The organism is Pectobacterium araliae (assembly GCF_037076465.1).
Classification (GTDB): Bacteria; Pseudomonadota; Gammaproteobacteria; order Enterobacterales; family Enterobacteriaceae; genus Pectobacterium; species Pectobacterium araliae.
On the sequence record NZ_AP028908.1, the window covers coordinates 1,107,309 to 1,127,994 of the forward strand.

15 protein-coding genes are annotated in these 20,686 nt (G+C 51.4%); 11 read left to right on the forward strand and 4 right to left on the reverse strand.

From position 1 onward, the window contains the following. Nucleotides 1-465 precede the first annotated feature (465 nt). The 7 genes from AACH44_RS04955 to AACH44_RS04985 all read left to right on the forward strand — a co-directional run bounded on the left by AACH44_RS04955 (nucleotide 466) and on the right by AACH44_RS04985 (nucleotide 8,217). Nucleotides 466-2,112 (forward strand): multidrug ABC transporter permease/ATP-binding protein, encoded by a 1,647-nt coding sequence (locus tag AACH44_RS04955; RefSeq protein WP_261848313.1) that lies wholly within the window; start codon nucleotides 466-468, stop codon nucleotides 2,110-2,112. Between the two features lie 205 nt (nucleotides 2,113-2,317). After that, nucleotides 2,318-3,367 (forward strand): type II asparaginase, encoded by a 1,050-nt coding sequence (locus tag AACH44_RS04960; protein WP_261848314.1) that lies wholly within the window; start codon nucleotides 2,318-2,320, stop codon nucleotides 3,365-3,367. Between the two features lie 386 nt (nucleotides 3,368-3,753). Next, nucleotides 3,754-4,275 carry a shikimate kinase AroL gene (gene aroL, locus AACH44_RS04965; RefSeq protein ID WP_261848315.1) on the forward strand — a complete coding sequence of 174 codons (522 nt, stop codon included), beginning with the start codon at nucleotides 3,754-3,756 and terminating at the stop codon, nucleotides 4,273-4,275. Nucleotides 4,276-4,415: 140 nt separating this feature from the next. Beyond that, nucleotides 4,416-4,700 carry a pyrimidine/purine nucleoside phosphorylase gene (ppnP, locus tag AACH44_RS04970; RefSeq protein ID WP_261848316.1) on the forward strand — a complete coding sequence of 95 codons (285 nt, stop codon included), beginning with the start codon at nucleotides 4,416-4,418 and terminating at the stop codon, nucleotides 4,698-4,700. A gap of 261 nt (nucleotides 4,701-4,961) precedes the next feature. Beyond that, nucleotides 4,962-6,242: a nucleoside permease gene (locus AACH44_RS04975; RefSeq protein WP_261848317.1), complete on the forward strand. Its 1,281-nt coding sequence runs from the start codon at nucleotides 4,962-4,964 to the stop codon at nucleotides 6,240-6,242. Further along, nucleotides 6,239-7,240 (forward strand): ADP-ribosylglycohydrolase family protein, encoded by a 1,002-nt coding sequence (locus AACH44_RS04980; RefSeq protein ID WP_261848318.1) that lies wholly within the window; start codon nucleotides 6,239-6,241, stop codon nucleotides 7,238-7,240. The genes AACH44_RS04975 and AACH44_RS04980 overlap by 4 nt, the downstream gene beginning before the upstream one ends. Next, entirely contained in the window at nucleotides 7,240-8,217 is a 978-nt protein-coding gene (locus tag AACH44_RS04985; RefSeq protein ID WP_261848319.1) for a PfkB family carbohydrate kinase, read from the forward strand. Before AACH44_RS04980 ends, AACH44_RS04985 begins: the two co-directional genes overlap by 1 nt. Here AACH44_RS04985 and AACH44_RS04990 read toward each other — a convergent pair. Continuing rightward, nucleotides 8,191-8,937, reverse strand: a complete 747-nt coding sequence (locus tag AACH44_RS04990) for a GntR family transcriptional regulator (protein ID WP_261848320.1) — start codon at nucleotides 8,935-8,937, stop codon at nucleotides 8,191-8,193. The two genes, AACH44_RS04985 and AACH44_RS04990, sit on opposite strands and share 27 nt — an antisense overlap. Nucleotides 8,938-9,473: 536 nt before the next feature. On the opposite strand from AACH44_RS04990, the gene AACH44_RS04995 reads away from it, so the two are divergent. Further along, nucleotides 9,474-11,264, forward strand: coding sequence for a methyl-accepting chemotaxis protein (locus AACH44_RS04995; protein WP_338659515.1), 1,791 nt, complete (start codon nucleotides 9,474-9,476; stop codon nucleotides 11,262-11,264). A 61-nt stretch (nucleotides 11,265-11,325) separates the two neighbouring features. Here AACH44_RS04995 and rdgC read toward each other — a convergent pair whose 3' ends face one another. Then, nucleotides 11,326-12,255, reverse strand: a complete 930-nt coding sequence (rdgC, locus tag AACH44_RS05000; RefSeq protein WP_261848322.1) for a recombination-associated protein RdgC — start codon at nucleotides 12,253-12,255, stop codon at nucleotides 11,326-11,328. 271 nt (nucleotides 12,256-12,526) lie between these two features. Here rdgC and mak point away from each other — a divergent pair, with 271 nt between their 5' ends. After that, nucleotides 12,527-13,438, forward strand: coding sequence for a fructokinase (mak, locus tag AACH44_RS05005; RefSeq protein WP_261848323.1), 912 nt, complete (start codon nucleotides 12,527-12,529; stop codon nucleotides 13,436-13,438). Nucleotides 13,439-13,441: 3 nt separating this feature from the next. Here mak and AACH44_RS05010 read toward each other — a convergent pair whose 3' ends face one another. Next, nucleotides 13,442-17,125: an AAA family ATPase gene (locus tag AACH44_RS05010; protein WP_261848324.1), complete on the reverse strand. Its 3,684-nt coding sequence runs from the start codon at nucleotides 17,123-17,125 to the stop codon at nucleotides 13,442-13,444. After that, nucleotides 17,122-18,348: an exonuclease subunit SbcD gene (gene sbcD, locus AACH44_RS05015; protein WP_261848340.1), complete on the reverse strand. Its 1,227-nt coding sequence runs from the start codon at nucleotides 18,346-18,348 to the stop codon at nucleotides 17,122-17,124. The genes AACH44_RS05010 and sbcD overlap by 4 nt, the downstream gene beginning before the upstream one ends. Nucleotides 18,349-18,633: 285 nt before the next feature. Between sbcD and phoB the strand changes: the two genes are divergently transcribed. Further along, nucleotides 18,634-19,323 carry a phosphate response regulator transcription factor PhoB gene (phoB, locus tag AACH44_RS05020; RefSeq protein ID WP_005975981.1) on the forward strand — a complete coding sequence of 230 codons (690 nt, stop codon included), beginning with the start codon at nucleotides 18,634-18,636 and terminating at the stop codon, nucleotides 19,321-19,323. A gap of 27 nt (nucleotides 19,324-19,350) precedes the next feature. After that, nucleotides 19,351-20,673: a phosphate regulon sensor histidine kinase PhoR gene (gene phoR / locus AACH44_RS05025; RefSeq protein ID WP_261848325.1), complete on the forward strand. Its 1,323-nt coding sequence runs from the start codon at nucleotides 19,351-19,353 to the stop codon at nucleotides 20,671-20,673. Nucleotides 20,674-20,686: the final 13 nt, after the last annotated feature.

Sequence of the window (20,686 nt, forward strand, 5' to 3'; positions counted from 1 at the left end):
AATCCAATTTTTTTGAAATGTTTTGAAAACAAAAAAATATAACAGCATTCTTATTGATTAGATGAGATATCGATTATTTTTTTTAAAATCATTACCGCGCTAATCACAATCATTAATTATCGTCAATTAGTGATTGGAAATCGTAATTTCATGGTTTTTTGTGCTGAAATGATCGGGATAAAATGGGATGTTCGTCTCGGTGCATGTTTCTATATCTTTATTTATTGTATCAATTTGTGTTTTTTATTTTTAACGGTAAAACGTAAATGTTAATGCGATACGTTGTTGGGGGAATGATAACCAGGCGTGATTATTTATCATTTTTTCTAATGCATTTTACTGACGATGTTGGATATGGAGTTTGAGTGGCGTCTGATGTAACGCCGGATATGAGAATTATTCTTGATATCACGGTTATCCCTATTACACTGCGGGCAATGTTTTCATTATAGAGATTAGGTTGTTATGGAGTTGCTCCGCATTGTTTACCAACAATACCGCTGGCCATTTCTTGCCGTTATCATTTTAAGTTTGCTGAGTGCCGCATTGGGTATTGGGTTGATTGCTTTTATCAATTTGCAATTGATTGAAACGGTCAATCACTCACTCCGTGTATTGCCGCAATTCCTGGGATTACTGCTGCTTTTGATGGGCGTGACGCTGGCGTCTCAACTGGCGTTGACCACGCTCGGGCACCATTTCGTTTATCGTCTGCGTGGGCAGTTTATCAAGCGCATTCTGGATACTAACATTGCGCGCATTGAGCAGATTGGCAGTGCGCAGTTGCTCGCCAGCCTGTCCAGTGATATCCGTAATATCACCATCGCATTTGTACGCCTGCCGGAGTTGATTCAGGGTATTGTGCTTACTATCGGCTCAGTGGCTTATCTTGCGTGGCTTTCTCCCAAAATGCTGGTGGTGACATCCGTCTGGATTGCGGTAACCCTCTGGGGCGGATTTATGCTGGTGTCCCGCGTCTACAGTCATCTTACTCAGGTTCGGGAAGCGGAAAACCGCCTCCAGAAAGATTATGAAACCGTGATTAACGGGCGTAAGGAGCTGACGCTCAATCGGGAACGGGCACAAAAACTGTATGAAGACGTTTATCAGGCCAATGCGCAGGATTATCGACAGAATGTGATTCGTGCCGACACCTTCCATCTCAGCGCGGTGAACTGGTCAAATATCATGATGCTGGGCGTGATTGGCGCTGTTTTTTTCATGGCAAACAATCTCGACTGGGCAGATACCAATGTTGCCGCGACGTATTCACTCATGCTGCTTTTTTTACGCACGCCGATGTTGCAAGCCGTTGGCGCACTGCCGACGTTGCTGAGCGCACAAGTCGCGTTTAATAAGTTGAAACTTTTAGATTTGGCGGATTATCAGGAAGCGTTTTCCGCAGCGGCTGCCCCTGCTGACTGGCACACGCTGGAACTGCGTGATGTGGTATTTCGCTATGACGATTCCAGATTTGAAATTGGGCCAATCAATCTGGTGATAAAGCGTGGTGAACTGGTGTTTCTGATTGGCGGCAATGGGAGTGGGAAATCTACGCTGGCGATGCTGCTGACCGGGATTTATACCCCGATTTCCGGCTCGCTACTGCTGGATAACCGCCCCGTTACGGCGGAAACGCGAGAAGATTACCAAAAGCTATTTTCTGCCATCTTTACCGATTTCCACCTGTTCGGGCAGATGATGGGGCCGCAGGGAACGGAGCCGGATACGGCGCTGGTGGATGGGTGGTTGGATCGCTTAAATATGCGGCATAAGTTGACGCTGGAGCATCATCAGGTGATGAACTTACAGCTTTCTCAAGGGCAGCGTAAGCGCGTGGCGCTTTTGTTGGCTGTCGCTGAGCAGCGGGACATTCTGCTGCTGGATGAATGGGCGGCCGATCAGGACCCGCAATTCCGTCGCGTGTTCTATCTTGAGCTGCTACCGCAGTTGCGTGCATTGGGGAAAACGATTGTGGCGATTAGCCATGACGATCACTACTTTGAACATGCCGATCGCCTGCTTGAAATGCATCAGGGAACGCTGTCAGAACTGACGGGCGACGCGCGCGAACAGGCCTCGCAGGATGCCGTGGCACAGATTAGTCGGTAACGTAAATCGGCGCGGCGGAACACCGCGCTGTGAGGTATCACACACCGCTAGCGTGAAGTCTGACAGGTATATATTAATTCGTTGAATTCTGGGGCATGATAAGCGCCAATGTTGGTGGTTTGCCAACAGAGTGAGGATTTTTACTTACAGATCAGGCACCTGACGTATCTGATCTGCCACCTAACTCAATAAATTGGTATAGGTTATGAAAAGGATGTTTAACGCATTATTTGTTGTTGTTTTTGTTTGTTTTTCGTCTCTGGCGAATGCGGCAGAAAATTTACCTAACATTGTCATTCTGGCAACGGGCGGTACGATTGCGGGTTCCGCAGCGGCCAACACGCAAACCACGGGATATAAAGCCGGTGCGCTGGGCGTAGAAACGCTGATTCAAGCGGTGCCAGAGCTGAAAACGCTTGCCAATATCTCAGGTGAGCAGGTTGCCAGCATCGGCAGTGAAAATATGACCAGCGATGTATTGCTGAAGCTGAGCAAGCGCGTGAACGAGCTGCTGGCACGCAGCGATGTCGATGGCGTGGTGATTACGCACGGTACGGATACGCTTGACGAATCGCCTTACTTCCTAAACCTGACGGTGAAGAGTGACAAGCCGGTGGTCTTTGCTGCTGCAATGCGCCCGGCAACGGCCATCAGCGCCGACGGTCCGATGAACCTGTACGGTGCGGTTAAAGTGGCTGCGGATAAAAACTCTCGCGGTCGCGGCGTTCTCGTTGTGCTGAACGACCGTATTGGTTCTGCCCGTTTCATCAGCAAAACCAACGCCTCTACGCTGGATACCTTTAAAGCGCCGGAAGAAGGTTACCTGGGCGTGATTATCGGTGACAAAATTTACTACCAGACGCGTCTGGATAAAGTTCACACCACGCGTTCTGTGTTTGACGTGACCAACGTTGATAAACTGCCCGCTGTCGACATTATCTATGGCTATCAGGACGATCCAGAATATATGTATGACGCCTCTATCAAACACGGTGTGAAAGGCATCGTGTATGCAGGGATGGGCGCAGGTAGCGTATCCAAGCGCGGCGACGCCGGTATCCGTAAAGCGGAAAGCAAAGGTATCGTTGTTGTGCGTTCCAGCCGTACCGGTAGCGGAATCGTACCACCAGATGCAGGCCAACCTGGTCTGGTTGCCGATTCTCTGAGCCCGGCTAAATCACGCATTCTGCTGATGCTGGCACTGACGAAAACGACCAGTCCGGCTGTTATTCAGGATTACTTCCACGCCTATTAATCGCCCGAGCGGTTTTTTAGTGTGATAGCCCCGCCTTTAAGCGCGTAATGCGATCGTTTAAGGATCGAGATACACGGGGCGACCACAGGGGTGAGGCCTCCCTGCGGGAACCTCCCCCTGTGTTTCCCCTAACAACGGGCTTAAGTGACGAGTATTAGCCTTTAAGCGCGGGGCTTTTTACTGTTGCTCATTTCAGCTTTTCATTCCCACTGAGAAGTCACTTCCCTCTCTGTCGATTTTATCGGTATGATTCAGTCCACGACAAAGCAGGTAATCACCCCATTTATCTTTGAGACCCGGAATAATTCGAGCGGCGGGACTGCCTACGCGCGTCCAGCTTGAAGTATGACGGAGTGGGTGAATAAAGAAGAAGGATACGTCATTACATGACACACCCCATTTTTATGGTTGGTGCCAGAGGCTGTGGGAAGACTACGGTAGGGCATCAATTGGCACAGGCGCTAGGATATGACTTTGTCGATACCGACCTGTTTATGCAGCAAACGACCAATATGACAGTGGCTGATGTCGTTGCACAGGAAGGATGGCATGGCTTCCGCCAGCGTGAAAGTCTGGCGCTTCAGCAGGTGACGTCTAACCGCTGCATCGTCGCGACAGGTGGCGGTATGGTGTTGGCGGAAGCCAATCGGCGCTTTATGCATGAGAAAGGCACGGTTATTTACCTCCATGCGGATGCGGAGCTACTAGCTCAGCGGTTGGAAGAAAACCCGCAGGATAACCAGCGGCCTACGCTGACAGGTCGCCCTATTGCAGAAGAAATGGCCGATGTACTGGCCGCGCGTGACGCGCTTTATCGCGGTGTAGCGCATCACGTTATCGATGCATCGCAGGCACCCGAAGCGATCGTAGCAAGCGTGTTGAAGGCGCTGCGTTCATCGGCAGCGTAAAGGCGTCGGTAAGGGCACTGGTAAAATAATCATCAGTCAGTGTTACTGAACACTAACTTTCAATGAATAGATCGTGACAGTGGCTCGACTCTCCTTTTAAGATGAATTTCCTGAATTTTTTCGACGATAGGTGCCGCGCTATGCTGAATGTAAATGAGTATTTTGCAGGGAAGGTCAAGTCAATCGGTTTTGAAGGCGACAGTATTGGCCGCGCCAGTGTCGGTGTTATGGATGCGGGTGAGTACACGTTTGGAACCGGGCAACCGGAAGAAATGACGGTCATCACCGGAGCATTGAAAGTGTTGTTGCCTGGCTCACCGGATTGGCAGGTTTTCACTCCGGGAGAAACGTTTTTCGTTCCGGGAAAAAGCGAGTTCAATTTACAGGTCGCCGAGCCGACTTCTTATTTGTGTAAGTACCTGTAATATCTATTCTATTGCTGTAATTTAGATCATTCTCGCCGCATTATGTGCTACATAATGCGGCGTTTTTTTATGCTGATTCTGCCTCATTCCCACTTTTCATCCCGCTCTGCGCGTACGCCTTTCTGCCATTCTTCCCCTGATGTGGGTAAATAATGCTGCAAAAATGTTAAGTGGTTCAAATAATGAACGCAAAGGTATTTAAAAGGTATTGTTAATTGGTATTTTAAAGGTGTACCTGACTCTGTCATGAAGGATGTAAATATGAAAACTACAGCAAAGCTGTCGTTCATGATGTTCGTTGAATGGTTTATCTGGGGAGCCTGGTTTGTTCCACTCTGGCTATTTTTGAGTAAAAGTGGGTTCACGGCAGGTGAAATCGGCTGGTCGTATGCCTGTACTGCGATTGCCGCTATTTTGTCGCCGATTCTGGTGGGATCGCTCACTGACCGTTTCTTTGCTGCGCAAAAGGTGCTGGCGGTGCTGATGTTCGCCGGAGCGATACTGATGTACTTCGCGGCGCAGCAAACGGAATTTATGTCTTTCTTCCCGCTGCTGTTGGCCTATTCGTTAACCTACATGCCGACGATTGCATTGACTAACAGTATCGCCTTCTCGCATGTGGCCGATGTGGAACGGGATTTTCCACGCATCCGGGTATTGGGAACGATTGGCTGGATAGCCTCTGGGATCGTCTGCGGCTTTCTGCCGACATGGCTTGGATTTAGCGATATTTCTCCCACCAATATTCCGCTGCTGATTACCGCTGCCAGCTCCGCGTTGCTCGGCTTCTTTGCGTTTTTCCTCCCCAATACGCCACCGAAAAGCACCGGCAAGATGGATGTTAAAGTCATGCTGGGGCTGGACGCGCTTGTGTTGCTGAAAGACAAAAACTTTCTGGTGTTTTTTGTCTGCTCCTTCTTATTCGCGATGCCGCTGGCGTTTTATTACATTTTTGCCACGGGCTTTCTCACCGAAGTCGGCATGAAGAATGCGACAGGTTGGATGACGCTGGGGCAGTTCTCAGAAATCTTCTTTATGCTGGCGCTGCCGTTTTTCACCAAGCGTTTTGGTATTAAAAAGGTATTATTACTGGGATTGGTGACGGCGGCTATCCGCTATGTCTTCTTCGTCTACGGCGATGCTTACCACTACTTCACGTACGCACTGCTGTTCCTCGGCATCCTGCTGCACGGCGTGAGTTACGATTTTTATTATGTCACGGCCTATATCTACGTTGATAAAAAAGCGCCGGTACATATGCGCACAGCAGCACAAGGGCTGATTACGCTCTGCTGTCAGGGCTTCGGCAGCCTGCTGGGATACCGTTTGGGTGGCGTAATGATGGAGAAACTTTTCGCCCACGGCGAGCCGGTGAATGGCCTGACCTTCAACTGGACCGGCATGTGGCTGTTTGGTGCGGTGATGATCGCGATTATTGCGCTGATCTTTATCCTGTTTTTCCGTGAATCGGATAAGACGATCTCGACCATTGATGTAGACGGTGCAAAAAACAAGTATTTCAGTACAGAGGAAAACAAATGAAACAAGAACGTATTCTCGGTGCCTTATACGGCCAGGCTTTAGGGGATGCGATGGGTATGCCATCGGAACTGTGGCCCCGGACGCGAGTGAAAGCGCATTTCGGCTGGATTGATCGCTTTTTACCGGGGCCAGCGGAAAACAATGCAGCGTGCTATTTTGGTCGCGGCGAATTTACGGACGATACGTCGATGGCGCTGAGTCTGGCCGACGCTATCATTGAGTGTGATGGGAAAATCAATGCCGATGCGATTGGTCGCCACATCCTGAAATGGGCGGAATCGTTCGATGCGTTTAATAAAAATGTGCTTGGCCCAACGTCTAAAATTGCGTTGAAGGCGATTCGACAGGGCACGCCGGTCAGTGAGCTAGAAAACAATGGCGTCACGAACGGCGCGGCGATGCGGGCGTCTCCGTTAGGCTGTCTGCTGCCTGCTCACGATCTCGATGAATTTATCGATCAGGTGGCGCTGGCCTCCAGCCCGACGCATAAATCCGATGTGGCGATTGCGGGAGCGGTCGTGATTGCCTGGGCTATTTCCCGGGCGATCGACGGTGCCAGCTGGCAGGAGATTGTCGACGCACTGCCGTCTGTGGCACGCCATGCGCAGGAAAAACGTATCACCACGTTTAGCGCTTCCCTCGGCGCACGTCTGGAGCTGGCGCTGAATATTGTGCGTTGTGCAAATGGTACGGAAAGCGCCAGCGAGCAGCTTTATCAACTGATTGGCGCAGGAACGAGCACCATTGAGTCCGTTGCGACGGCCATCGCGATGGTGGAACTGGCGCAAACCGATCCCAATCGCTGTGCGATCCTGTGTGCCAACCTCGGTGGCGACACCGATACTATCGGGGCGATGGCGACCGCAATATGCGGTGCATTGCATGGGGTAACGGCGATTGATGCCGGGTTGAAACAGGAGCTGGATGACATTAACCCGCTGGATTTTCAGCGCTATGCCAGTCTTCTCCTGCAATATCGCTCCGCACGGGAGGTGTGATGAAGGCCAGCGAACTTGCCGCAAAACTGGATGGACTAACCACATGTCAGCCGCTGACCATCATCGGGGCTGCGGTAATTGACGTGATTGCCGATGCTTATGCGCTGCCGTATCGCGGATGTGATATCGAACTGAAGCAGCAAAGCGTGAATATTGGTGGCTGTGCCTTGAATATTGCCATTGCGCTTAAACGCCTTGGAATGGAAGCACAGAACGCTTTGCCTGTCGGGCAGGGCGTGTGGGCGGATATCATTCGTCATAGTCTGGAAAAACAGAGCCTTACCACGGTGGTTCAGACCGATTCGGGCGACAACGGCTGGTGTCTGGCGCTGGTTGAACCGGACGGTGAACGGACGTTTATGTCTTTCAGTGGTGTTGAGAACCAGTGGAATGACGGTTGGCTGGCATCGTTATCCGTCGTAGCGGGAAGTTTGGTCTATCTTTCGGGCTATCAACTGGCGGCACCGTGCGGTGAGCGTCTGGTGGGCTGGCTGGAAACGTTGCCCAACGTCACGCCATTCATTGATTTTGGCCCACGTATCGCCGATATTCCGTCCGGTCTTATGGCTCGCATTATGGCGCTTCACCCGGTGGTTTCCCTTAATCGTCAGGAAGCGGAAGTCGCAGCGGAAATGCTCGGCGTGGCGGTTGATGTACAAACGCTGGGGCGTGCCTGGCGAGAGACGTACCGCGCACCGGTGATTATTCGGCAAGACAAAGCGGGAGCGTGGTATTTCGATACCGCTTCTGAAGGTATCATCGCGCCGTTTCCGGCAACGATGGTGGATACCATCGGCGCGGGAGACAGCCACGCAGGCGGGACGCTGGCGGGTCTGGCAGCGGGCTGGTCGTTGGCGGAGGCTGTCACGCTGGGGAATGCCGTTGCGGCATATGTCGTGAGCCATCGTGGCGGAGATTGTGCCCCCACAAAGGCTGAACTACATACCCAGTTACTCCTCGCAGACGAACACGTATAGATCGCTACGGCAATAGCTGATGCTGTACTCGATGGGGCGGTTCTGCGGGTCGAGCGCAATCTGCTTGATGACCAGAACCGGCACTTTATTATCGAGCTGAATGTGGGACTGAAACTCGGCGTCAGGCATTCGTGCGCTAACGCGGCTGCGTGTACGCTGCGGATTGATGTTCTGGCTGCGGAAATAGTCGTAAAGCGAGACGCCAATATCGTCAGCGTCAGCGATCAGATCAACCGGGACATACGACTCTTCAATTGAAACCGCGTCCTCATCCACATAGCGAATACGTTTCAACAGAAAAACGGGGGTTTCTGGCGCAATCGCCAATTGTTCGGCTACTTCCTTGCTGCTTTTGACGACCTGTTTGTTTACCCACAGCGTATTGGGTTTTTTGCCCCGCAGTACGACCTGCTGTGAAAACCCACGCGCTTCTTTCAACGAATACTCGAAAATATTATTGATTTGCGTACCGTAGCCGCGTACGCGGGTCACTACACCTTCTTCTTCCAGCGTCTGCATGGCTTTACGCACGGTAATACGTGATACGCCGGCCAACTGGCTCAGATCGCGTTCACCCGGCAAAATATTGCCATGCTCCAGCATGCCGTTGCGCACGGCATTTTTTACCGTTTCGGCAAATTTTAGGTAGAGCGGGGTATTGTCTGCTGCCGCAAAGCGCTGAGTAAGTTGTTCTATTAGTTGAGTATGCGCGTGTTCCATTCTTCTCTGATCCTAGCCAGCCTGCGTAGGTTCTATAATACCACTGGTATTATTACCGCTATATCGAAAATGGCAACCGTAGTGCCTCCATATAAAATAAAAGAGAATTAATTATTTTTAGCATTTTTATCTGTTACGGAATATTCACTATTTCTTGTAGCACGAATCATTAATTCCATATATGAGTTATTTTATTTAATTGTACTTATTAATTAATAATAAGACAGAATGGTGTGTTTATTAAGAATTATCCCTGAATTGTTAAAATAAAATGAATAATGAGTATCATCAATAATTTTTTATTATGGTAAATAATAAGTGATTTATTCTTATTTGTTGGAGAATTATGGGTTTTTATTTCGGTTTTTGAGGTGGTTATTCATTACGCCACTTTTTTTTTGTAATGGATTGGTCGAACGTATTAATTTTAAAAGCAGCTTTTAAGATAAATGGTGGCTGTAGAGTGTGATCGCATTCAAGTTTTATTTCTCTGTGCCGTTATGGGTAGTATAACTATTCTACGCAAAGAGTATTTTATGCTGAAAACGACGCGATCCCGCATTCTTGCGGCTTGTTCGACCATTGTTGTGCTTTCACTTGTTATCAACACCTTTCTAAATTACACCATTGCCAATAACGCCAATAAAGAATCGAACCAGAATACGCTGGATGCGGTTGCGACTAGCCATAGTATAGCCATTAGCGACTGGGTTGCTTCTAAAACCCTGATGATTTCCGCGCTACATGACCGCGCGATAAAGGATGAAGACCCGATCCCGCTATTTAAGCAGATTGTGGCATCTGGCGGTTTTTTGAATGTGTATATGGGCTACGCCAATGGTACGGCTAAGTTTGCCGATCCCGGCGGTATTCCTGCTGATTACAACCCGACCATCAGGCCGTGGTATCAACAGGCACTGAAAGAAGGTAAGCCGTTAGCGACTGCGCCGTATGTCGATATGGTGACCAATACGCTGGTGGTTTCTTTTGTTGCTCCCGTGCGGGAAGGAAGTACGGTGAGGGGCGTAGTTGGCAGCGATGTCACGATGCAAAGCGTGATCGAAAACGTAAAAGCTATCAATCCTAGCCCAGCGAGTTTCGGTGTATTGATTGATCGTAACGGTACGATCATTGCGCACCCAGATGAAAAACTGACGCTGAAAAATATCACCGATATTGCCCCTGCGATTAATCTGAATGACATTCTTTCCGCAGATAGCGCCCGCGATGTGGATTTTTCTGGATCGACAAAGCTGGTGTTGGCAAAACCGATCACTGGTACGAACTGGTACATGCTGGTGGCGCTGGATAAAGCCGAAGCGACTGCTGGCATGCGTTCACTGCTCTCCACATCGGTCATCACGCTGGTTGTTATCGCGCTGTTGGGGACGCTGATTATCGGCTTCATCATCACGTCAACGCTCAAGCGCCTGCTGCAAATCCGTGATGCAATGGATGATATCAGTAACGGCAACAATGATTTGACGCAGCGCCTGCCGGATGAAGGGCATGATGAAGTGTTACAAATTGCCCGCTCGTTTAATATCTTTGTCGATAAGATTAGCCAGGTAATGATGCAGATTCGCGATATTAGCGCATCGCTTCAGGTCGCGGCGGATGAAATCTCGGCGGGGAACAACGATCTCTCTGCGCGTACTGAATCTGCGGCGTCGAGCATTCAGCAAACCGCTGCCTCGCTGGAAGAAATCTCTGCGGCGGTGACCCAATCGGCAGGATCGGCGCAGCAGGTTAACGCGAAAGCGCTGCTGCTGTCGAAAGATGCGGGCACGGGCGGAAAAGTGGTGTCCGATGTGATTGTCACGATGGAAGAGATCGTGGTCGCGTCGGGTAAAATCGGCGATATTATCGGTGTGATCGATGGTATTGCATTCCAGACTAACATTCTGGCGCTTAACGCCGCAGTAGAAGCTGCGCGAGCGGGCGAGCAGGGGCGCGGTTTCGCCGTTGTTGCCGGCGAAGTTCGCAGCCTGGCACAGCGTAGCGCACAGGCCGCAAAAGAAATTAAAGAGCTGATTGAATCAACCGTCTCCAGCGTGACATCTGGCTCAGTGCAGGTGCGTCAGGCCAGCAACACGATGAATGAAATTGTCGGCGGTGTGTCTACGGTGAGCTCGGTGATGTCTGAAATTACGCATGCGGCAGATGAGCAAATGCGTGGCATCAACGAGATTAACAAAGCGGTCGCGCAGTTGGATTCGATGGTGCAACAGAACGCCGCGCTGGTGCAGGAATCGGCTGCTGCGTCTGGGGCGTTGCAATCACAGGCTGAAGAACTGAACGCCGTCGTTGGGGCATTTCGGGTCTAACAGGATTCGATACTGAGGATGTATTGCCCGCCAGAACGGTGGCGGGCAATAACGGAGAACGTTAACGTTGGGCTTCACCACCCAACGCTTCAATGAGATTCGCAATCAATGCTGCCAGCTCGCTGGTCATCAAAATGAAATCGGCATCAAACCGCTGAGCAAAATCTTCCCGATCGATATCGTCATTCTGTTCCCGTAATGTATCTGAGAACTTCAACCGTTTTACTGAACCATCGTCAGACAAGACCAGTTGAATGCGCTCCTGCCAGTCCAGCGCCAGCTTGGTGACCAGCTTGCCTGCTTCAATATGCACAGCAATTTCATCGCAGACCAAATCCTGTTTTTTACAGCGGATAACGCCGCCGTCTTCCAGAATAGCTTTCAGCTCGGCTTCATCTTGTAGCGCGAAACCAGCCGCTGGCTCACCTGAACGAACCCATTCGGTCAGCGTTAGCTCGATGGGGTTTTCCATCGTCAATGGCACAACGGGTAGGGAACCCAGCGTCTTACGCAGCAGCGCCAGCGTATCTTCCGCTTTTTTGGCGCTGGCGGCATCAACCATAATCAGGCCGTTAACCGTATCGATCCACAACCAGACCTGGCTGAAACGGCTAAATGCACGGGGTAGTAGGCTATGCAGCACTTCGTCTTTCAGCGAATCTTTTTCGGTTTTTTTCAGCTTGCGGTGCTGCTCCGCTTCCAGACGTTCAATTTTGGCCTGAAGGGTTTGCTTGATGACCGGAGACGGCAGGATTTTTTCTTCTTTACGGACACAGATAACGATTTGCCCATTAACGACGTGTGTTAATGCATCGCTATGCGATCCCATTGGCGATACCCAACCCGTTTTCATCATATCCTGACTGCCGCACGGGGTGAATGTGAAGGCGCTGAGCCGTTTTTCCATTTCATCCGCAGATAAAACGTTATCTTTGGACAGCACGCTGTCCCGGCTTAGACGGTAAATCATTAAGTTCTTAAACCACAACATGGTGTTATCCCTGACTGGGCGCGCAGATTTGCACGCGGGTTTGTAATGTTGCGCGCATGATAACGAATTCGAAGCCGTGATGTGGAATAAAATACCCGGATTCAGAGGAATACCTATCACGCTTTGGATTGCAGCTGATGGGTTTCTCTGGTTATCTCTATACCAGAAAGTTTTCAGGTCGGTGACAAATTTACTGCCGCTCGGCCAACTTTGTCGGCAACCTCATTATTTCGGGGAATCCGAGCCTATTTACCACACGTGGGGGGACATCATGAGAATCGGTATCGATCTGGGCGGGACGAAAACGGAAGTCATTGCGTTGGATGACGAGGGGAAAGAACGCTTTCGGCAGCGTATGCCGACGCCAAGAAATGATTATCCTGAAACGTTGCGGACTATCGCCACGCTGGTGGAGATGGCTGAAAAAGCGACTGGCAGCCGTGGCAGCGTTGGCGTGGGGATCCCCGGTACGCTGTCGCCGTTTACCGGTAAGGTAAAAAATGCCAACTCCACCTGGCTTAACGGTCAGGCGCTGGATCTCGATCTTGCCACGCTGTTAAATCGACCCGTGCGGGTTGCGAATGACGCGAACTGTTTTGCGGTTTCAGAGGCCGTTGACGGTGCAGGGGCAGGGAAGCAGACCGTCTTTGCAGTAATTATCGGTACTGGCTGTGGATCGGGGATTGCGCTGAACGGCCAGGCTCACGTCGGCGGTAATGGTATTGCAGGTGAATGGGGGCATAACCCGCTACCCTGGATGGATGACGATGAGCTGCGCTATCGGCAGACGGTCCCCTGTTATTGTGGCAAGTCCGGCTGTATTGAATCTTTTATTTCCGGTACGGGATTTTCGGGAGATTATCAACGCCTGAGCGGCCAGCCGCACAAAGGTGAGGCAATTATTGCCTTAGCGAAGCAGGGTGATCCTATTGCGGAACTGGCATTACAGCGCTATGAGCACCGTTTGGCAAAATCGCTGGCGCATGTGATTAACCTGCTTGACCCTGACGTAGTGGTGCTGGGCGGTGGAATGAGCAATGTTTCCCGCCTTTATCAGACCGTGCCAGAAAAGATTAAACAGTGGATCTTCGGCGGCGAGTGCGAAACGCCAGTGCGTCAGGCGATACACGGCGACTCCAGCGGGGTACGCGGAGCCGCCTGGCTATGGCCAAAGACGGAGTAATGGCTAAACGGCGTATTGAGACGCGAGTCGGCTGACGCCCAGTCCGTTCACCTTTTGCACTTTGATCTGTACGGGAATGCGTTCTTTCATCGCTTCGACATGGCTGATGACGCCGATGGTTTTACCGGAGGCGTTCAGGTTATCGAGCGCATCCAGCGCGATATCCAGTGTTTCGGCATCCAGCGTACCGAAGCCTTCGTCCAGAAACAGCGAGTCGATGCTGGCTCTATGGCTGACCAAATCGGATAACGCCAGCGCCAGTGCCAGACTCACCAAAAAGCTCTCGCCACCGGATAGCGTTTTTGTATCGCGCTCGGCATCTGCCTGCCAGGTATCCATCACCAGCAGTTCCAACTCGCCACCGGGTTTCCGTTTTAGCTGATAACGATCGTGCAGGCGTGAAAGCTGAAGATTAGCGAGATAGATCAGATGGTCCAATGTTAGCCCCTGAGCAAACTTGCGGAATTTATCCCCTTTGCTTGAACCGATCAGCGCGTTTAACGTATCCCAGTCGTCATATCTTTGCTGACTTTGGGCTATCTCGTTAAGCAACGCTTGCTGGTTCTGGCGCTGCTGTCGATCGTCAGATAGCTGCCGTTGGCATTCGCCCTGTTGTCGCAGGTTGGTTTTCAGCGTTTCATCCAGCGCTGCCAACTGCTGTTGCACTGATTCCTGCGTTGCTTCTTCTGGTTGAGATGTAGAGCGTTTTTGTTGATGGGCAAGCAGATCCCGCTCAGCCTGCTGGTGAAGTGCCGCCGTCTGCTGCAAGCTTTGATACAGCGTTTCCTTCCATGCCTGCAACGTCTGACGTTCTTGCTCATCAAGCAGCGCATTGAGGAACGTCGTTTCATCAGCGAAGGGGCTTTGCTGTAAAGCATGACTAAAGCGCTCCGTCGCACTTTCACGCTGGCGGGTGCTCTGCTCATACTGCTGTTGCGTGCTCGCTAGCTCCCCCGTCAGACGGCTCAACGTGGTTTCGGTTTGTTGCCGAGCTGACTGGGCTAGGCGGAGCATATCGTCATACTGTTGGCTGGTTCGCTGTAGCTGTTCGCGCACAGCCGCGATTTGCCTGCCGCCGAAAAGTGCCAGCCGTTCCTGTTGGCTTGTGCTGAGTAGTGCGAGGTGTTGCTCCAACTGCTGCCGCTGCGCCTGTAGTTGCTGCTTTGCCTCGGTTATGCTGTGATTCAGATGCTGAAGATCGCTGTCCAGCGTGGCTAACAGAGGAATTAAGCGAGATTGCTCCTGCTCTTTGGCTTTCCAGTCTTGCCATTCGCTTTCACGCTGAGCTAACCAGCTATTCTGTGCAGCGGTTTCTGGCAGAAGAAGGCCCGCATTTGCCAGCGTCTGTGTGATTTCCTGAGTGTACTGCTCTAGCTGCCGCTGTATATTTTGCAACGACTGGACGATTTCTTCCTGCGTAACGTTTAACGAGGTTTGTTGCTGGGTGTTTAGCGCGATTTTCTGATCGAAACCCCGTAACGATGCTTCTGCGGTAGTCAGTAAATCCTTACTTTCCTGCCACTGTTTTTGCAACTGTTCGCGTGCGGTGATCTGCTGTCGAATATTTTGTTCTTCGGCTTCGCGTTGCGCAATCCAGGCGGTAATCTCGCTCTGCTGCTCCAGTATGTAATTAACTTGTAAGCGCTCACTGACATCTTGCCACTGTTGTAACAGCGTTTGATGTTCGCTATCGAGCTGAGTGATGTCCTGTCGGTGTTGTTCTCGCTGCTGCTCTAGCGAAGCCAGCCGTGCTGTCGTATTCGCCAGCGCCGTTGTTAACTGATTCACTTCCTGCTGTAGCGCTGTCAGGCGGCTTTGGGTTTCAGACGGTTGCAGCGCCTGATAGCGTTCGATAGCGGGATGCTCGGTCGAACCACATAGCGGGCACGCCTCTCCGGCCTGTAGCCGTTGGCGTTCGGCTTCCAGCTTAACGATACGTTCTTCCTGCCGGTACACCGTTTCCAGATCGACCAGATGCTGGCTTCGTTGCTCATGCTCGGATTGCTGATGTTTCTTTAAGATTGCTGACTGGCTGATATGCTCTTGTACCTCATCCTGTTTGGCGAGGTACTGCTGCTTGCGAACATGTAGACGCTGGAACTGGTCGCTGATTGTCGCGAGCCGTTGGCGTTCAGCACGCTGGTCAATGTGTTGATTAAACTGGTGTTGCAGGACGGAAAGCGGCTGATGGGCTTCCTGATGCTGCCGTGTCTCATCGTGTTGCGTGAATTGCTGGCGGGCTGCATCAACGACCGCTTGTTGTTCACGCTGCTGTGCCGCCAGCGTCACCGTCTCTTGCTGTAGCGCTGCCGATTGTGCGGTATGTTGCGCCTGTTTTTGCTTCAGATTTTGCTGATCGTCCTGAATCTGGCGCAGTTGCCGAAACTGGGTGCGCCACAGAGGAAGTTGTTCTCCCCATTGCTGATGATGCGCGTATTGCTGACGGTAAAACTGGATCTGTTCAAGCTGTTGTTTAGCCTGCTGTTGTTCCTTCGCTGTCTGCGTTTGTTTGCTTTCATCGGCGTGCAGACGAGTCTGCGTTTTTGCCAGTTCATCCTGTTGCTGCGTTTTTTGCTGCTCCAGCGTGGTAATGCGGTGGTCAAGCGGCACAACCTGTTCGTTGATCACCTGCTCTTGCTGTTGTCGTATTTGCTTGTGCTCACTAACGTCCTGCTCTGCTTTTTCTTCCTGCTGGCGTAGCGCGGTTAACGTCACCTGCTCGGTGGCCTGCTTCTCGGTCAGTTGTTCAATCTGCTGGGAGAGTGCAAAGGACTCCTGTCGATAGCGCTCTTTTTCCTGGTGTAGTGGCCTCAGTTTTTCTGCCGGTTCGCTGCTGGCTAATTTGTCGAGCTGCGGCTTGGCCTGCTGAATAGCCGATTCGGCACTTGCATGTTGCACCTGCGTGTTGGTGAGTTGCGCCTGCCGCTGCGTCAATTGCTCAAACCAGCGCAGCGTAGTCAGTGCTTGCTCACGTTCGGCGTTGGCCTGTTGCTCTTGCTGTAGCAACTCGGCAAGCTGTACTTCCACCTGCTGACGCTGCTCATCGGTCAATAGCTGAATACCTGATGCACGGGCCTGTAGCGTGTTCAACGCGATGTTTGCCTGTTTGTGCTTGTCATAGACGCGCTCAGAAATCAGGCCATAAATATCTGTGCCAGTCAGTTCCTCCAGCAGTTCCGCTCTGTCGTCTGCTTTCGCGTTTAGGAACGCGGCAAATTGCCCCTGTGACAGCATCATAGATCGTGTAAAGCGTCCGAAATCCAGCCCGGTGAGCTGTGTGATCATCTCTTTCTTATCATTGAGCTTTTCACACAGAATCTTGCCGCCTTCAATGAGTGCGAGTTCAGCCTTCGGGGACTGTAAGTTACCTTCAGGGGTATTTCTTGCCCGACGCTGGCTCCAGAAAGCACGGTATCCCACGCCTTTAACTTCAAATTCGACCTCGGCGAGGCACTCCGCGGTGTTGCGCGTCATCAGGTCATTATTGCCTGCGGAAAGCTGACCCAACCGTGGTGTTTCGTGATACAGCGCCAGACAGATGGCATCCAGCAGCGTGGTTTTTCCTGCGCCAGTTGGGCCGGTAATGGCAAACAAGCCGTTGCTGGAAAAGGGCTCCTGCGTGAAGTCGATCTTCCATTCGCCTTTCAGCGCGTTGAGGTTTTTTAAGCGCAGACTGAGGATTTTCATTGGGCAGGCTCGCTATTTTCCAATTCATTAATAACCTGAGTAAACAGCGTGCGAACGCGCTGTTGGCGACCCTCTTCCATTGCCGTCTCCGTTGCCAGACGACGCTCAAAAACGTCATATACGCTCAATTCGTCCAGCGTTTCCTTGTCCTGTTGTGTAATTGTCTGCATACGCTGTTCGCGCGTGCGACGTAGCAGAAGCACCTCAACGGGCAGGTTCTCAGTCATCGCTTGAACGCGTTTTTGCATGTCGCTCAGATAATCCTGTGTACTGAGTTCGATATCCAGCCAGACGGGTTTATCGCCCTGATAGTTCTGGAAAACGGACAGTTGTTGCTCAATATCGCTCAGACTGCCTTTAATCAACTGCATCGGCTGGGTTACGGGAATGGGCAGTATGTCTATTTGCGGTGGCGTGTCTGGTGCAAAACTCACCAGACAGATGGACTTCTCGCTGTTGAGTTCATCAAAACTTAGCGGGATAGGCGAACCGCTGTAGCGAATGTGCTCACTTTGTGTCACGCGCTGTGGGCGGTGAATATGCCCAAGTGCAATGTAATCCGCAGGGGGAAAAGCTTGAGCAGGGAAGGCATCGAGTGTGCCAATATAGATCTCGCGCACGGATTCTGAGGCGGTTGCGCCAATCGTCGTCAGATGGCCGGTTGCAATAATCGGCAGTGGCAGGCCAAGCTCGTCGCGTTTTTGGCAAGCCAGTTGATAGCACTGCTGGTAGTGCTCGGTAATCGCTTCCTGTAGCGCCAGCTGTTTTTCATCACCGGATTGTCCAGCTTTGCTGGTTAGCACATCACGCGGGCGTAAAAAAGGAATCGCGCAGAGCAGGGCACCGGGCTGCCGCTGACGGTTTTCCAGCAGGAGTACCTGCTGGGCGGGATCGTCGCTGGCACAGGCAATGACGCGCGTATTCAGGCAGGCCAACAACTCGCGCGATTCATTCAACATTGCGACGGAATCATGGTTGCCGCCGAGAATGACAAGTTGGCAGCCTGTGCGCTGGAGTTCTACCACGAAGCTATAATACATTTCCCGTGCATAGCTGGGGGGCGAACCGTTATCAAAAATATCACCTGCGACTATAATGGCATCGACCTGATGGTGTTCCACCTGAGCGATAAGCCAGCGCAGAAAAGCCTGATGTTCAGCGGCGCGGCTTTTGGTATAAAAGTATTGCCCTAAATGCCAATCGGCTGTGTGGATAATGCGCATCGTGTTCTCTCGATATTCATGCCGCGTGGCGTTGTCATTATTCATGATGTGAAAGAGGGCGTTGTCGCTATAGCGCTTTGTCACCGTAATGCCATGATTATATATAGCAGGGATGACGGCTGTCGCGGTGGAATCAAGAGTTTGGAAAGCGGCTCGAAAAATCAGATGTATGCGCTGTAACACCAGACGATGAGTGGCCGTGTGTTTTTCATAAATCTGTCATAAAACTGACGCATAATGCCTTTCGCCTGCTAACAGCGACGATGATTAACGACAGGATTAACAATGGCAAAACGCATATTAGTCGTGGAAGATGAAGCACCAATTCGTGAAATGGTTTGCTTTGTACTGGAACAAAATGGCTATCAACCAGTGGAAGCCGAAGATTATGACAGTGCGGTCACGCAACTGTCAGAGCCGTTCCCAGAGCTGGTGTTATTGGACTGGATGCTGCCAGGCGGTTCGGGCCTGCAATTCATCAAGCATATGAAACGCGAGGCGCTAACGCGTGATATCCCGGTAATGATGTTGACCGCGCGTGGCGAAGAAGAAGACCGCGTGCGTGGGCTTGAAGTGGGGGCGGATGATTACATTACCAAGCCGTTTTCGCCCAAAGAATTGGTGGCGCGTATCAAAGCCGTGATGCGCCGAATTTCACCGATGGCGGTGGAAGAAGTGATTGAAATGCGTGGCCTGAGCCTCGATCCTTCCTCGCATCGGGTGACCACCGAAGAGCACGCGTTGGACATGGGGCCGACGGAATTTAAACTGCTGCATTTCTTTATGACGCATCCTGAACGTGTTTATAGCCGGGAACAGTTGCTGAATCACGTTTGGGGCACTAACGTTTATGTTGAAGATCGTACTGTCGATGTCCATATTCGTCGCCTGCGTAAAGCACTGGAAACCAGCGGACATGACAAAATGGTGCAAACCGTTCGGGGAACGGGCTACCGTTTTTCAACGCGTTACTGAGGTGATCGTAACCGGAGAAACATTAACGTGCTAGAACGTTTATCCTGGAAAAGGCTGGCATTGGAGCTGGCTTTTTTTTGTTTGCCCGCGTTGCTGCTGGGGCTGATTTTTGGCTATTTGCCCTGGTTTCTGCTGGTCGCCGTATTAGGCTTACTCTGCTGGAATTTTTATAACCAGCTTAAACTCTCTTATTGGCTGTGGGTTGACCGCAGCATGACGCCACCGCCCGGCCGCTGGAGCTGGGAGCCGCTATTTTATGGACTTTATCAGATGCAGTTGCGGAACCGACGCCGACGCCGAGAACTGGCGCTCCTGATCAAGCGGTTTCGCAGCGGTGCCGAATCCTTGCCGGATGCCGTGGTGATCACCACCGAAGAAGGGACGATCTTCTGGTGTAATCATTTGGCGCAGCACCTGCTCAATTTTCGCTGGCCGGAGGATAACGGTCAGAATATCCTTAACTTATTGCGCTACCCCGAGTTCACGAATTACATGAAAGGACAGGATTTTAGCCGTCCTCTCACGTTGCAGTTGAATAATTCCCACCATGTTGAATTCCGTGTGATGCCGTATTCTGAAGGGCAACTTTTGATGGTGGTGCGTGACATTACGCAAATGCATCAACTCGAAGGCGCCAGACGTAACTTTTTTGCCAACGTAAGCCATGAACTGCGTACGCCGCTGACGGTGTTGCAGGGTTATCTGGAAATGATGCAGGAAGAAACGCTGGATGCCGCACTACGCGGGAAGGCGTTGAATACGATGCAGGAACAGACTCGACGCATGGACGGGCTGGTCAAACAGCTGCTGACCTTGTCCCGCATTGAGGCGGCGACGGCGATCGATCTGAATGAAAAAGTCGATATTCCGTTAATGCTGCGCGTATTACAGCGTGAAGCGCAGACGCTGAGTCAAGGGCGTCATGAGATCGTCTTTCGTGTGAATGAAAATCTCCGCGTGTTTGGTAACGAAGAACAGCTGCGTAGTGCAGTATCCAACCTGGTGTATAACGCAGTCAACCATACGCCAGCGGGGACGCGTATCGAAGTCTGCTGGCAGAAGATCCCACAGGGGGCGCAGTTTCAGGTCAGCGATAACGGGCCGGGGATTGCAGCCGAGCATTTGCCGCGCCTGACTGAACGTTTTTATCGGGTGGATAAGGCGCGTTCGCGACAGACTGGCGGTAGCGGGCTGGGGCTGGCGATTGTTAAGCACGCACTTAGCCATCACGATTCCCGTTTGGAGATTATGAGTGAAGACGGTCTGGGATCGCGTTTTGTCTTTACGTTGCCGAATCGGTTGATTGTCCCTACCTCTGTGGCTGAAAATACGGCGAAACCTTCTGCCTGACGGAAAACGTTAT

Coding starts and splice junctions, on each gene's coding strand:
- AACH44_RS04955 (WP_261848313.1), top strand. CDS start 466: ATGGAGTTGCTCCGCATTGTTTACCAACAATACCGCTGGCCATTTCTT.
- AACH44_RS04960 (WP_261848314.1), top strand. CDS start 2,318: ATGAAAAGGATGTTTAACGCATTATTTGTTGTTGTTTTTGTTTGTTTT.
- aroL (WP_261848315.1), top strand. CDS start 3,754: ATGACACACCCCATTTTTATGGTTGGTGCCAGAGGCTGTGGGAAGACT.
- ppnP (WP_261848316.1), top strand. CDS start 4,416: ATGCTGAATGTAAATGAGTATTTTGCAGGGAAGGTCAAGTCAATCGGT.
- AACH44_RS04975 (WP_261848317.1), top strand. CDS start 4,962: ATGAAAACTACAGCAAAGCTGTCGTTCATGATGTTCGTTGAATGGTTT.
- AACH44_RS04980 (WP_261848318.1), top strand. CDS start 6,239: ATGAAACAAGAACGTATTCTCGGTGCCTTATACGGCCAGGCTTTAGGG.
- AACH44_RS04985 (WP_261848319.1), top strand. CDS start 7,240: ATGAAGGCCAGCGAACTTGCCGCAAAACTGGATGGACTAACCACATGT.
- AACH44_RS04990 (WP_261848320.1), bottom strand. CDS start 8,937: ATGGAACACGCGCATACTCAACTAATAGAACAACTTACTCAGCGCTTT.
- AACH44_RS04995 (WP_338659515.1), top strand. CDS start 9,474: ATGCTGAAAACGACGCGATCCCGCATTCTTGCGGCTTGTTCGACCATT.
- rdgC (WP_261848322.1), bottom strand. CDS start 12,255: ATGTTGTGGTTTAAGAACTTAATGATTTACCGTCTAAGCCGGGACAGC.
- mak (WP_261848323.1), top strand. CDS start 12,527: ATGAGAATCGGTATCGATCTGGGCGGGACGAAAACGGAAGTCATTGCG.
- AACH44_RS05010 (WP_261848324.1), bottom strand. CDS start 17,125: ATGAAAATCCTCAGTCTGCGCTTAAAAAACCTCAACGCGCTGAAAGGC.
- sbcD (WP_261848340.1), bottom strand. CDS start 18,348: ATGCGCATTATCCACACAGCCGATTGGCATTTAGGGCAATACTTTTAT.
- phoB (WP_005975981.1), top strand. CDS start 18,634: ATGGCAAAACGCATATTAGTCGTGGAAGATGAAGCACCAATTCGTGAA.